The following is a 13,031-nucleotide window of genomic DNA, read 5'->3' as shown; positions in this document are numbered from 1 at the left end:
AGCGGGATCCGCACGTCATCACACCGCGGTGCGCCGCCCCAGGTAAGCCAGGCAGGCGACGGCGAGCGCGACGCCCCAGATCGGCCAGAGCATCTCCGGCGCCCATGCGCCCCAGTCCGAAGTGGCTCCGGGAACCTTCCAGAGGTCGTCCGCGATCGCCATCCGCCAGAAGGAGATCCCGGCGGACATCACCGTGCCGGCGACCAGGATCCCCGGCACGAGGGCCATCGCGACCGGGACCGGACGCCCTCCGATGCGGGGCACCCAGCGCCAGAACACCTCACCCCAGCGCGCCACCAACCCCCAGGTCAGGACCGCCCCGACCACGGCGAAGGCCGCGAGCCCGAAGCCGGCCCACTTCCCCGAGCCGAGGTCGTCCAGCATCTCGCGGCTGATCCCGAGCGGGATGTTCAGCGCCCAGGCGATCCGGGTAACGGCGTAGAGAAGAGGTACGACGACAGCGACCGCCACCGCAGGACGCCCCCAGCGCGCCCAGCGGCCCCAGTCCAGACGCCTGCCAGGCTCGGCCTTCCCGAGCAGGGTGACACCGGCGACGACCATGGCCAGCCCGCCGGCAGCATGCGCCAGAGCGACACCCGAGTCGACGAAAAGGCGCCACTCGAGCTGTCCGGCGCCCGGTCCGAGCCCGGCCATCGCAAGCAGGACCTGAGGCAGATAGCCGAGGAACATCAGCGCGCGGACGTCGGAGACGACCACGGCGACGACGAGCCCGAGAACGATCAGCAGCCACCCTGTCGCTCTCGTCGTACGCGGCGTCCGCACGTTCGCGACCGCGCCCCCGGCAACCAGGGCGAGGAGCGCGAGCACCGCGATCACCCAGGACATCTGGGTGCCGGTCAGAGCGCCGAGCGGCGAAGCGGCATCTGGGACCCACGGGTCCGGTGCCCTGCCCAGCAGGGCGAGCCCGACCAGGGCACCGAAGACGAAGGCCCAGGCGCCGGCCACCCAGGGCGCCGCGCGCAGCACGACGGAGCGGTGCTGCGTACGTTCCATCGTGATGCTCATCGGTCCACCCCCTGAGCGGTCTCCCAGCGTCGGCCGACCGTGCGCAGCAGCGCCGGGTAGACGACGAGGTAGCGGAACGGCTTGATGAACCTCATGTAGGCGTCCCCGAACAGCCCGTTGGGCCGCACCAGCACGCTCATCTGCGCGCTGTAGCCGTCGGGCGCGCTCTCGTCCTCGACCCAGCCGAGGTGCAGGACACCGTGCATCGTGCGGTTGGCGATCTCGGCGGCGTACTCCCGATCCGTCAGATAGAGCGGCTGGAACGGGCTGGCGTCGCGCGCGGGTGCGGGCTGGTCCCGGAGGTCGGACAGCCGGTCGCGCAGCGAGGTGACGCGGCGGCCGAGGCCGTGCTCGTCCGTGTCGGTGCCGAGCAGGCGGCCGAGCGTCCAGCGGGCAGCGAAGAGGAGGCGGTACGCCGCCGGGAAGTCGCGGTCCTCACCGCTCATCATGGCCTCGACGAAGGCCGGGAAGTCGTCGGGTCCGCCCTGAACGGGCAGGGCCCAGACGTCCTCGAGCTCGAAGTCGTGGGTGATCTCGTGGATGCGCCAGGACTGGCGCGAGTAGGCGCCCGAGGGCATCGGGCTCGTCCTGATGGGTGCGTGTGTGGTCATGTCTCCACACTCGTCCGCGCCCGGCGGCGGTTCGTCGCCCTCAGGTCGCGGGCCCCTCAGCCTCTGGGATGAGACTCAGCTGCGGGGACCGACCAACCCGGTCTCGTACGCCAGCACGACCGCCTGCACCCGGTCGCGCAGGCCGAGCTTGGCGAGCACGTGGCCGACATGTGTCTTCACCGTCGCCTCGGAGAGGTGGACGCGGCGGGCGATCTCGGCATTGCTGTCGCCGGTGGCGAGCTCGAGCAGCATGTCGAGCTCGCGGGGCGTGAGGGTGGCCCGGATGTCGGCGGCCCGACCGTTGTCGGGCGCAGGCGCGGTCGCGACGTGCTCCAGCAACCGGCGGGTGGTCGACGGCGCAACCACCGCGTGACCTGCGTGAACGGTGCGGATCGCTTCGACGATCTCCTCGGCTCGGGCGTCCTTGAGGAGGAAGCCGCTGGCGCCGGCCCGGATCGCCGGGAACGCGTAGTCGTCGAGGTCGAACGTGGTCAGCGCGACCACCCGTGTCGCCGGCAGCTCAGCCGTGATCGCGGCCGTCGCCTGGATCCCGTCGAGGCGGGGCATCCGCAGGTCCATGAGGACGACGTCGACCCGCTTCGTACGCACCAGGGCGAGCGCCTCGTGACCGTCGGCCGCCTCCCCGGCGAGCTCGAGGTCGGGCTGGCTCTCCACCATCATCCTGAGCGCCGAGCGCATCAGCTCCTGGTCGTCGACGATCGCGACGCGGATCGGGATCTCGCTCATAGCGGCATCATGGCGCGCACGCGCCAGCCCTCGCCGCTCGGCCCGGCCTCGAGGGTGCCGCCCACCGCGGTCACCCGTTCGCGCATTCCGCGCAGACCGCGGCCGGGCGGGCGCTGGATCCCGACGCCGTCGTCGCTGATCTCGACCGTCAGCTGGCCTCCGACACGGGTCACCGACACGGTCGCGACGGCACCTGAACCTGCATGGCGGGTGACGTTGGTGAGCGCCTCCTGCACGACGCGGTAGGCGGTCAGCCCGACGGCCGGCGCGACCTGACCCGGCTCGTCCACCTCCAGCCGGACCGTCAGCCCTGCCGCGCGCATCCGCTCGACGAGGTCGCCGACGTCGGCCAGCCCCGGTTGCGGCTCGGTCGAGGCGATGTATCGAGCTTGTCGAGATGACTCGCCACCGAGCACGCCGAGCAGGCCGCGCATCTCCATGAGGGCCTCCCGCCCCGTGGTCGCGATGGTGTCGAGGATGCCCGAGGCCCGTTCCGGCTGCTGTCCGACGACCATCCGGCCGGCCTCGGCATGGCTGACCACGACCGCCAGCGAGTGCGCGACCACGTCGTGCATCTCGCGGGCGATGCGCTGGCGCTCCTCGGCGGCGGCCCGGTCGGCGAGCTGGTCGATCCAGGCGGCCCGGGTCGCCCGGAACCTGCCGAGAGCCCACGCCGCCACCGTGGCCGCCACGGTGGCGGTGGCCACCATCAGCCACCACGTCCACCCCTGCAGACCGGTGCCGTCGAACCCCGACAGACGTACGACGGTCACCAGGCACCCCACGAGCCCGATCCCGAGCGCGATCCCCGGCCACGGTCGCCGGTCCTGCGCGCTCACCGCGTAGAGCAGCACGAAGAAGCACAGGCTGCTCGGCAGCAGCACCGGCCCGTACTCGCTCCCTGCGGCCGCTGCCGTCGGCCCGCCCAGGTCAGGAGCGGCGACCAGCACCAGCTCGGCCAGTGCCCCGACGACGTACGACGGCAGCGGCCAGCGCCGGGCGGTGGCCACCGCGGCGTGAAGAGCCGCCAGCGCCACCAGCAGCGCGATCTCCCACGCCGTGCTGACCTCACCGTCGACCACCGAGGTCCACCCGACCGGTAGCAGCACCAGCGCGAGCGCCCCGGCCAGCACGACCTGTCCGGCATCCCCGAGCCAGCGGGGTCCGGGAGCAGGTGTCTCGGTCATGCGCTCACCCTAGGCCGACGGCGTCGTGCCAGCCACGGATATCGTCGAGCGCCGAAGAGACAGGAGGTCACGTCCTCGTGCCGGCGGCGAACCGCACCCGGTTTCGTTGCCGTCCCAGATCCACCCGGCCGTCCACCGTGGACACCGCCGCCTCGATGAGGTCGCCATCTCGAAGGTAGCGACGGTTGCCCGCCTGTCTGCGGAAGAAGAGGCGCCACTTGGTGGCGGGCGGGAGCAGCGACCCGAGGATCTCGATCACCTTCGGCGGTGCGGAGAGGGCGGTACCGACGGGTGTGCCGGTGAGAATGAGGTCGCCGGGGGCGAGATCCTGGAAGCGAGCCAAGGACTGCAGCGCCTCGAGCGGCTTGTAGATCATGTCCTCACCGACGCACATGTCCTGACGAAGCTCCCCGTTGACCCAGAGGCGGAGCCGGAGGCCGTCGAAGCAGTCGATCTCGTCCGCGTCCAGCACCACGAGCGCGGGACCGACCGGGGTGAAGGTCGGGTAGGACTTCGCCTCGTAGAACTGGGTCTGCGGAAGCTGGACGTCCCGGGCGGAGATGTCGTTGGTGACCACGAGACCGGCGATGTACGAACGGTGGTTCTCCGGCGTGATCTCGGTGCCGACGGGGATCGGGCGTCCGATGACGACCCCGACCTCGACCTCGTAGTCGAGCAGGGTCACATGGGCTGGACGGACGATGTCCGCGACAGGACCGCTGACCGAGGCCGAGGACTTTCGGAAGAACGTCAACGGGACCGTGGCCGGGTTCATGCCGGCGTCCTTCGCGTGGGAGCGGAAGTTGGTCATCTGCGCGACGACCCTGCAGGGCGTGGTGACCGGCGAGAGCAGGTCGAGGGTTTCGACCGGGACGGTGTCGGTGGCCGAGGCAGCGGCGGTGATCGCGCTCCGGGACGACAACAGCTCACCTGTGGTCGTGGCATCGGTGTCGATCCGGGCGGCTCCCCGTGGGGTGCTCACCCACCAGGCGTCGGCGGTGCGGAGGACTGACAGAGGCATGAGCGCGGGTTCCTTGTCGGAGAAGGGATCAGGTGCGAGCCACGGCAAGAAGGCCGCGAAGCCGGTGCAGGTCGAACTCGTTGCGGCTGCCCAGGGCGATCCCGATGGAGGTCAGCTCGCGGAAGGAGTCCAGTCGTCGAGGCGAGACGCCCATGAAGTCGAGCGAGGCGGGCGGTCCCCACTGGGCAAGCCCGGACGCGGTCATCTCCGACCAGCCTGTCTCGAGCGTGTCGTCGAACAGGTCGCCGTCGGTGAAGTGCTCGACGAGAAGGCCGTCGGGATCGCGCCAGTAGTCGAAGATCTGGCTGCCCTCGACGTGCCGTCCGATGCCCCACGAGCGGTCGTATCCCCTGTCCAGGAGATACGCCCCTCCGGCGGCGAGCGCGTCGAGATCGCTGACCTGGTACGCCGAGTGCACATAACGGTTCCGGGGACCGAGGGTCATCGCGAGCGTGTGGTGGTCCGCCGGAACAGCGCCGCGGTCGCAGCGGATGAAGCTCATCACGGGGCCGCGCTCTCGCTGACCGGCGTAGAACTTGAAGTCGCTGACGATCATGCCGAGGTGCTCGAGGTACCAGTCGAGGGTCTCGAGATATCTCGTCGTCTGCAGCACGACGTGTCCGAGTCGCTGCACCCGTGCCGGCTCCCGAGGCGGGCGCTGAGCGACGTTCGTGCGCGGCGTCGCCGCTCCGGTGTTCATCGTCAGTGGGGCCTGCGGTGCCAGCGCCGGGAGCTCGTGCGTCCCGGAGACCACCCTGACCTGCGCCCCGCTCGGGTCGACCAGGTCGGTCGTCATGCCGCCGAGGTGGGCGGGCAACGGGCGTACGGCTGCACCGGTGGCATCGGCAAGGCGAACGAGGTCCGTGGCATCCGCGGCCTTGAAGGCCGCGCCGAGGTACTTCGAACGCGGTCCCTTCCGCACGATCACGGCCGGCGTGCCGGGGTCGGCGCCGCGCAGGACCAGCTCCGTCTCCGTCCTGCTCACGGTGCTGAACCCGAAGGCGTGAGCGAAGACCTGGGCACGCCGCAGGTCGGGCTTGGCGAGCTCGAGCCAGGCGAGGTCGGTGACCTTGATGACGGGACTCCGTGCTCGCCCGGGGTGCTCCCCGGCCAGCCGGCCGGGATCGGCGTGCAGATCTTGGTGGGTGGTCATCGACGCCCCTCCGCCAGCCGGGGGAACAGGGCATGGGCGTTGCGATGGTCGATGGCGACCCTGAGGTCGGCGTCGACGGCCGTGTCCTCGTACTCCTGCCGCATGAAGCGCACCGCAGGCGCTGGAGCGAACGGGAAGTCGCTGCCGTAGAGCAGCCGGCTCGGGTCGGCGAACGCCGTCAGGCTCGGCAGGGCCGTCGGACTCGAGGCGAGCGCGACGTCGAAGTAGAACCGGCGCAGCAGGTCGAGCCGACGCTTCGTCTCGCGCCTGCGGTCGACCATGGCCTTCGCCTGGGACAGCCTGTGCTCGCCGCGAAGCATCGTCAGCAGGATCCGATGGCTGACGTACGGCAGGAAGCCGCCCGCGTGGGCAAGGATCCAGCTGATGCCGTCGTACTTCTCCATGGCACCGCTGAGGGCCAGGCCGGACGCCGCCCGCACCGTCTCGAGCAGGAAGTCGGCGGTGAACGAAGGAATGCCCGGCGCCGGCTCCGCCGGCAGCTCCCCGGGATGCAGGAAGACCACGGCCCGCCGATCGTGCAGGTACGCGAGCAGCGGCTCGAAGGCGGGATCGTAGACATAGCGACCCGCAGCGCTGCTGAGCAGCACGACGCCATCGGCACCGAGGACGTCGAGGGAGTGCTCGGCCTCCGCGATCGCTCCCTCGACGTCGGGCAGCGTGAGGGTGGCGAAGAAGCCGAAACGCGCCTGGTTGTCATCGAGGACGCCGGCGCAGAACTCGTTGAGCCGGCGAGCCAGAAGACGGGCCTGCCGGTCGTCCCCGAGCCAGGCTCCGGGCGTGGAGACGGACAGGATGCTCGTCGCGATGTCGTTGCGGTCCATGACGCGCAGTGACTTCCCCGGTGTCCAGTCCGGTACGGCCACTCCCCCGGGCCGCAGCCCACGTTCCTCCAGCAGACGTCGATAGAACGAGGGGACCGCATGGTGGTGCACGTCGACTCGACCAGGTCGCCGGCGCATCAGATCGCCTCGGCGGGTTGCGCGACGAGGCTCCGTTCGGACAGCCCGAGACACTGCCGCAGGCCCACGGTCAGGGCGGATGCGTCGCTGCCCGCGCCGAACACGACCTTGTCCGGGCGCAGGACCACCACGTCACCGGAACGGATCCGATGGCGACCGAGCCAGCGTCCCATCTCCCCGGTGGTGTCCTCGAGGTCGACCAGTCCGACCCGGCGACGGCCGTCGCCCACCGATCCCTGCGGACGTGCGCCCGGAGCGAACACCGTCGTGAACGACGCTCCCACCTGCTCCCAGGTAGCGACGTCGTTGCCGAGCGTCTCGCGTGGGTCGACCCCGATGCCGATGACGGCCCAGCCGATCCCCACCGCATCGTCGAATCGGACGGGACGGCCGTCGAAGCGGCGTACGACTGGTTGTGGGGCGAGCGTTCCCTCGGCGCCCAGGACACCCCGGGGCATCCCGAGATACCTGCCTCGAGCGAAGCGGGGTTTCGGCTTCATGCCGGCCCGCTCGATCCAGCTGCCGAGCCAGGGGATCCGCAGCGCCGTCCACATCGCGGCGTCGCGGGCCTTCGCCGCGATCGGTTGCTTGATCGAGACCAGCGACTTGTTGAAGACCGAGAGCGCGATCATCGCCATGGCGTGCGGCTTCCGCTCCGTCTCGTACGTGTCGAGGATCGCCGGGTCCGCGCCGTGCCGCACGACCGCCTCGAGCTTCCAGGAGAGGTTGTCGGCGTCTCGCACGCCGGCGTTCATCCCCTGACCGATGAACTGAGGGGTCATGTGCGCGGCGTCGCCCGCGAGGAGCACCCTGCCCTCGCGCCAGCGGTCGGCGGTGACGGCATTGAACGTGTAGACGAGCTGACGTTTCACCTCGACCTGGTCCAGCTCGACGTACGTGCTGACGAGCCGGCGAACGATCTCGTCGGACTCGAAGTACGCCTTGTCGTCGGCATCGTCGAGCGCGAACTCGAACCTGTGGTGACCACCCGGCTGCGGGCAGCTGACCGTCGGCATGTCCGGGCTGCAGACGAAGTCGAAGTACGGCAGGTGACGGAAGGCGTCGGTGCTCGCACCCCCGGTTGCGTCCTTGCCCTCGAGGTCGACGACGAGCCAGCGTTCGGGAAAGCTCTTGCCGGACATCTCGATGCCGAGCTGGGTCCGCACCACGCTGCGTCCCCCATCAGCGGCGATCAGGTACGCCACGCGCGCTGTCTCGTCAGCGGTTTCGTCGACGACGTTCTCACGCTTGCCGTACCGGCTCCCGCTGGCAGCGGCATGCCGGACGGTGACACCGGCGTCGTCCTGGGTGAACCCGAGGACCTCACGCCCGCGGCGTACCTCGACGTGGGGGTAGCGGTCGAGCAGCGCCTCGAGCTTGGTCTCCAGATAGGGCTGGTAGAGGAAGTTCACGACCGGCCACCACAGGGGCCGCTGGGTCTCGCGGAACTGGACCAGGGTCGTTCCGTCGGACTTCACCCACTGCACGGCGGAGTCGACGTTCATGTCCTGATGGATCTCGTCAGCCACCCCCGCGGTCTGGAAGACCCGCAGTGCCTCGTCGTCGGTGTAGACGGCCCGCGCGTTGCCGTAGAACTCCGGCTCGCGCTCCAGGACGAGCACGGACAGGCCGCGCCGGCCGAGCAGATGGGCAAGCGTCAGGCCGGTCGGGCCGAGACCGACGACGGCGATGTCGTAGGTGTTCATGCAGGTGCTCCACTCAGGGCAGGGACGGTGATCTCGGGCCGCAGCAGATGGCTCGCTGCTTGGCGGAGCTGGCCGAGCTTGTCGACGATGCCGGGGTCGACCGTCTGGTGGCCCCAGATGCTGATGCCCTGATGAGTGGCGACCTGCCAGGCCTCCTCGAGCTCCGGCGTGATGACGATCGGGTTCCAGCCGACCTCCACCTCGAAGCCCGACGGACTCACGCAGTAGAAGGACAGCTCCTTGTCGTTGGTGTGCTGTCCGATGGACCAGGCCATCTTGAAGCCGAGGTCGAGGACACGGCGGTACGCACCCACCATGTCGTCGAGCGTCCCGGCCTGGATGTTGACGTGCTGGCAACGCGTACGAACCGGCTCGATCTTCAGGCCCTGGACGTTGGCGACCGCGATCGAGTGGTGCCGCTCGTTGACCCGCAGGAACCGGATCCTGAGCGTCAGCCCCCCGATGTTCTCGTCGATGTAGTCGGTCAGCCGGGAGTCGAAGACCGTGTCGTAGTAGCGATGGATCGCGAGTGGCTCCCGCGAGGTGATCGCGACGTGGCCCATGCCGCTGTCGCCGGTGACGAACGCCGAGGTCGTCATGCGCAGCGGATCCGGAGAGTCGCGGGCGACGGTGAAGATCTCCTGGACGATCCCCTTGGGCCCCGGGAAGCGCCACAGTCGCTCGACCCCCCGCAGGGCCGCCTCCTCCGGCGCACCCTCGACGACCGGGACACCCCGGTCCGTCACCCGGCCGATGACGCGGTCGAACGTCTCGTGGTCGGTGATGTGCCAGCCGATGGCCATGAGGTCCTCGGCGGGACCACGCTGGATCAGGAAGCGGCACTCGCGCTCATCGAGACGGAATCTCATCGTGTCGGCGCCGAGCTCGTCGACGTGCAGTCCGATCGCGTCGGACCCGAAGCTCCGCCACTCATCGAAGCGCTGCGACTCGACCACCAGGTAGCCGAGCTGGACCTTGCCGAAGACACTCACGACAGGAACGCCCTCGCCAGCTCGTTGAACAGCGCGGCCTGCTCCCACTGGACCCAGTGGCCGGTGTTGGCGGCCAGGTAGACGTCACAGCTCGGCATGGTGCGGGCGAGCAGCTGCGCACCGGAGGGACGGTTGACCCGGTCGTCGCGGCCCCAGATCACCAGCGTCTTCGCCTGCACCTCGGCCAGGCGGCGGTCACGGGACAGGTCCATTCGCCACAGCGTCCGCAGCGCGGAAGGGCCGGACGGTCGGCGCAGCGGCGGGTTGGCGACCACCTCCGGCTGGATGCTGGCCTGATAGCGCAGCTCGATCAGCTCGTCGGGCACGGCAGCGCCGTCGAACACCAGGTAGTCGCGGATGAACGTCGTGAGCTTCTCTCGAGTCGGCCCCTCGCCTCCGTAGTAGTCGAGCAGAGCGTTGAGGCCCTTGGTCGGCAGGCCCCGGGTGGTGCCGATGCCGCCGGGCCCCATCAGGATGAGTCGATCGACCTTGTCCTGGGTCTCCATCGCCAGGCGGAGAGCCGCCGCACCGCCGTACGAGTTCCCGACCAGGTGGGACCGGTCGATGTCGAGCTCGTCGAGGAGGCCACGGACGGCTGACGCGAGGTCACCGAAGGGATCCTCGTGGTCGATCTCCTTCGTCGAGCGCCCGTAGCCGGGCATGTCCGGGACGATCACGCGGAAGTGCTCGGCCAGGGCGTCGATGTTCCGTCCGTAGTTCGACGCGCCCGTCGCGCCGGCGCCGCCACCGTGGAGGAGCACCACGGGAGGACCCGATCCGGCCTCGGTGAGGAAGATGTCGCGGCGTCCGACACGGACGGTGCGCTCGGTGAGGTCGTTCACGGTGGGCATCAGTCTCCTTCGACAGTAACTGATGAGATCATCACTAACGATGGTTCCATCTGTCAAGAGTTTCTGATGACATCATCAGTTATGCTCCGGTCCATGACCTCGGAACCGACGTCGCCACCGTCGCGGATCGATCGACGCAAGGAACGCACGCGAAACGCGTTGCTCCAGGCCGCGACGACCTTCCTCGCCAACCGCCAACCCAACGTGAGCATCCAGCAGATCACCGATGCGGCCGACGTCGGCTTCGGCAGCTTCTACAACCACTTCGACAGCAAGGAAGCGCTCTTCGAAACCGCCGTCGCTCGCGTCCTCGAGACCTATGGCACCCTGCTCGAGGACCTCGTCGCTGCGTACGACGATCCGGCCGAGGTCTTCGCGGTCAGCTTCCGCATGACCGGGCGTCTCCAGCGGCAGCTGCCCGAGTTCGTACGCGTCATCCTCAACGAGGGCATGCGCGTGCTCATCCACGACCGCGGACTGGCCCCCAGGGCCCTGCGGGACATCGAGGCGGGCGTCGCCGCCGGCCGGTTCGACATCGAGAACCTCCAGCTCGCCCTCATGACCGCCGGCGGCGCACTCCTCGGCCTGCTCCAGCTGCTCGAGACCGAGCCGAACGCGGACGCCGGAGCCCTGTCCGACCAGATGACCGAACGCCTCCTGCGAGCCTTCGGGATGAGCAAGCAGGAGGCCACGGACCTGTGCTCGCGGCCATTGCCGCCGCAGCCCGAGCTCTGAGAACGACCGCAGGCCCGCTCCGATCGGAGCGGGCCTGCGGGCTGTCCCGGCTCAGCCGGGCTGTCGACGAAGCGTCACATGCTGCGCGGGCCGGTGGCGTCGTCGCGTTCCTTCGCGGTCATACTGCGCGACTTCAGCAGGCTCAGGATGGTGGTGATGGCCAGGATGCCGACGATCACGGTGAGGGAGACCTCGATGGAGACCTCCGGGGCCCACTCGACGTGCTCGCCACCGTTGATGAAGGGCAGCTCGTTCTCGTGGAGCGCGTGGAAGACGAGCTTGAGGCCGATGAACCCGAGCAGGATCGCCAGGCCGTAGGACAGGTAGACCAGCCGCTCCAGCAGGCCACCGATGAGGAAGTAGAGCTGGCGCAGACCCATCAGCGCGAAGATGTTGGCGGTCAGGACCAGGTAGGCCTCGTTGGTCAGACCGTAGATCGCCGGGATCGAGTCGAGCGCGAACAGCAGGTCGGTGGTGCCGAGGGCGCAGATGACCACGAACATCGGGGTCGCGACCCGCTTGCCGTTCTCACGGATGAACATCTTCGCGCTGGTCCACTGCGAGGTCAGCGGGATGCGGCGCTCGAGGAACTTCACCACGGCGGGCTCCTCGTACTCGTCCTCGTCCTCGCCACCCTCCATGGCCAGCTTGACCGCGGTGTAGATCAGGAACGCACCGAACAGGTAGAAGACCCAGCTGAAGTTCTCGATCGCCGCCGCACCCACCGCGATGAAGATGCCGCGGAAGATGAGCGCGAGGATGATGCCGATCAGCAGCGCCTTCTGCTGGTACTGCCTCGGCACCGCGAACTTCGACATGATGATGATGAAGATGAACAGGTTGTCGACCGAGAGCGAGTATTCGGTCACCCAGCCCGCGAAGAACTGCGTGCCGAACTCATGGCCCGCGAACACGTAGACCCCGATGCCGAACAGGATCGCCAGGCCGATGTAGACGCTCAGCGCGACGATCAGCTCCCGACGCGAAGGCTCGTGCGGTCGTCGGCCGATGACGAGCACATCGAAGAGCAGCACGGCACTGGCGATGCCGATGGTCAACCACCAGATGAGCGGGGAGACGTCCACGAAGGGACTCCTTAGATCGTGAGGCAGAGCGGTTCTTGGGGAAGATTAGGCGACCGAGGTCCAAGCCTCGAAGTCGTAGCAGGCCAACCCCAGGTTGTATGACAAGCGCTTAACTAGTCTAACAAGTAGCACTCCCGACCCCTCCAGATGATCTCAGCCGCGGACAAACGGATGAGTCGGCGATCACACCGTGGATGACTGGACCTCAACTGGACTTGATGTTTTAGCGTCACTGCCAACAGAGAGAGGAGGGGGTGTGAGCGACACACTCACCGACCAGTTCAAGGCCGGCTTCCGTCGATACCCCACCGGCGTGGCCATCGTCGCCGCCTCGACCGAGACGGGACCCGTCGGAGCGACGGTGTCGAGCGTGGCCTCGGTCAGCGCGAACCCGCCGATGCTGTCGTTCTCGGTCTCCCGGTCCGGCCGTTCCGGGCCGGCACTCACCGGGAGCGACCGCCTCGCGGTGCACGTCCTGACCGAGTCCCAGGCCGATGTGGCCGCAGCCTTCGCCGACCGCACCGCGCCCCGCTTCACCCTCGCCCAGGGCTGGACGCTCCCACCCGGGGAGCCGCCGGTCCTGAACGACGCCGCGGCCAGCTTCACCGGCCGCGTGGCCCGAGTCGTCCCCGCCGGCGAGGCGTGGCTGGTGCTGCTCGAGATCGACGCGGTCGACCTCGGCGAGTCGGCCGACCCGCTCCTGCACCACGACCGGCGCTACTGGTCGCTCGGCCCGTCCGTCAGCACCCTCCCGCTCGACCGCATCCTGCCCGAGAAGGCTTCCTGACCGTCGACCTCGACGGTCTCTCCACCACATCACGAGAGGCACCACCATGCGTCTGTTCGCTCCCACCATCGAGGTCTCGGCCCACTGCGACCTGCCCTGCGGCGTCTACGACCCCGCCCAGGCCCGCATCGAGGCCGAGTCCGTCAAGGC

Annotated in this window: 14 protein-coding genes; 3 read left to right on the top strand and 11 right to left on the bottom strand. The window is 69.1% G+C overall.

Translation table 11 applies throughout. The annotated features are described in order from the left end of the window. Positions 1-18 precede the first annotated feature (18 nt). From BLT25_RS23985 to BLT25_RS23940, 10 genes are all read right to left on the bottom strand, one after another. Complete coding sequence (locus tag BLT25_RS23985) at positions 19-1,026, bottom strand: hypothetical protein (protein ID WP_091051485.1); 1,008 nt, start codon at positions 1,024-1,026, stop codon at positions 19-21. Next, complete coding sequence (locus BLT25_RS23980; RefSeq protein WP_091051483.1) at positions 1,023-1,637, bottom strand: DUF2867 domain-containing protein; 615 nt, start codon at positions 1,635-1,637, stop codon at positions 1,023-1,025. The genes BLT25_RS23985 and BLT25_RS23980 overlap by 4 nt, the downstream gene beginning before the upstream one ends. A gap of 75 nt (positions 1,638-1,712) precedes the next feature. Further along, positions 1,713-2,384, bottom strand: a complete 672-nt coding sequence (locus BLT25_RS23975) for a response regulator transcription factor (RefSeq protein ID WP_091051480.1) — start codon at positions 2,382-2,384, stop codon at positions 1,713-1,715. Next, complete coding sequence (locus BLT25_RS23970) at positions 2,381-3,571, bottom strand: sensor histidine kinase (RefSeq protein WP_091051479.1); 1,191 nt, start codon at positions 3,569-3,571, stop codon at positions 2,381-2,383. Before BLT25_RS23970 ends, BLT25_RS23975 begins: the two co-directional genes overlap by 4 nt. A gap of 67 nt (positions 3,572-3,638) precedes the next feature. After that, positions 3,639-4,592: a fumarylacetoacetate hydrolase family protein gene (locus BLT25_RS23965; protein ID WP_091051920.1), complete on the bottom strand. Its 954-nt coding sequence runs from the start codon at positions 4,590-4,592 to the stop codon at positions 3,639-3,641. A 28-nt stretch (positions 4,593-4,620) separates the two neighbouring features. Then, positions 4,621-5,745, bottom strand: coding sequence for a VOC family protein (locus tag BLT25_RS23960; protein ID WP_091051476.1), 1,125 nt, complete (start codon positions 5,743-5,745; stop codon positions 4,621-4,623). Beyond that, complete coding sequence (locus BLT25_RS23955; protein ID WP_091051473.1) at positions 5,742-6,725, bottom strand: amidohydrolase family protein; 984 nt, start codon at positions 6,723-6,725, stop codon at positions 5,742-5,744. Before BLT25_RS23955 ends, BLT25_RS23960 begins: the two co-directional genes overlap by 4 nt. Then, a complete protein-coding gene (locus BLT25_RS23950) occupies positions 6,725-8,431 on the bottom strand; it encodes a bifunctional 3-(3-hydroxy-phenyl)propionate/3-hydroxycinnamic acid hydroxylase (RefSeq protein WP_091051470.1) in 1,707 nt (568 codons plus the stop codon). The genes BLT25_RS23955 and BLT25_RS23950 overlap by 1 nt, the downstream gene beginning before the upstream one ends. Beyond that, positions 8,428-9,423 (bottom strand): VOC family protein, encoded by a 996-nt coding sequence (locus BLT25_RS23945; RefSeq protein WP_091051469.1) that lies wholly within the window; start codon positions 9,421-9,423, stop codon positions 8,428-8,430. Before BLT25_RS23945 ends, BLT25_RS23950 begins: the two co-directional genes overlap by 4 nt. Then, the gene (locus BLT25_RS23940) at positions 9,420-10,274 is read right to left on the bottom strand and encodes an alpha/beta fold hydrolase (RefSeq protein WP_091051466.1); all 855 of its coding nucleotides are present in this window, start codon (positions 10,272-10,274) and stop codon (positions 9,420-9,422) included. The genes BLT25_RS23945 and BLT25_RS23940 overlap by 4 nt, the downstream gene beginning before the upstream one ends. A 93-nt stretch (positions 10,275-10,367) precedes the next feature. Between BLT25_RS23940 and BLT25_RS23935 the strand changes: the two genes are divergently transcribed. After that, the gene (locus tag BLT25_RS23935) at positions 10,368-11,009 is read left to right on the top strand and encodes a TetR/AcrR family transcriptional regulator (RefSeq protein ID WP_091051918.1); all 642 of its coding nucleotides are present in this window, start codon (positions 10,368-10,370) and stop codon (positions 11,007-11,009) included. 74 nt (positions 11,010-11,083) lie between these two features. Here the strand turns inward: BLT25_RS23935 and BLT25_RS23930 are convergent, their stop codons facing one another. Continuing rightward, the gene (locus tag BLT25_RS23930; RefSeq protein WP_091051465.1) at positions 11,084-12,094 is read right to left on the bottom strand and encodes a TerC/Alx family metal homeostasis membrane protein; all 1,011 of its coding nucleotides are present in this window, start codon (positions 12,092-12,094) and stop codon (positions 11,084-11,086) included. Between the two features lie 256 nt (positions 12,095-12,350). Here BLT25_RS23930 and BLT25_RS23925 point away from each other — a divergent pair, with 256 nt between their 5' ends. Together BLT25_RS23925 and BLT25_RS23920 are read left to right on the top strand one after the other, a co-directional pair. Continuing rightward, the gene (locus BLT25_RS23925; protein ID WP_176884218.1) at positions 12,351-12,881 is read left to right on the top strand and encodes a flavin reductase family protein; all 531 of its coding nucleotides are present in this window, start codon (positions 12,351-12,353) and stop codon (positions 12,879-12,881) included. Positions 12,882-12,927: 46 nt separating this feature from the next. Further along, the coding region (locus BLT25_RS23920; protein ID WP_218131477.1) for a superoxide dismutase [Ni] at positions 12,928-13,031 on the top strand (104 nt) is incomplete at its 3' end.

Origin of the sequence: Nocardioides sp. YR527 (assembly GCF_900101045.1) — a bacterium.
Lineage (GTDB): Bacteria > Actinomycetota > Actinomycetes > Propionibacteriales > Nocardioidaceae > Nocardioides.
This window is presented reverse-complemented; position numbering and strand designations above follow the sequence as displayed.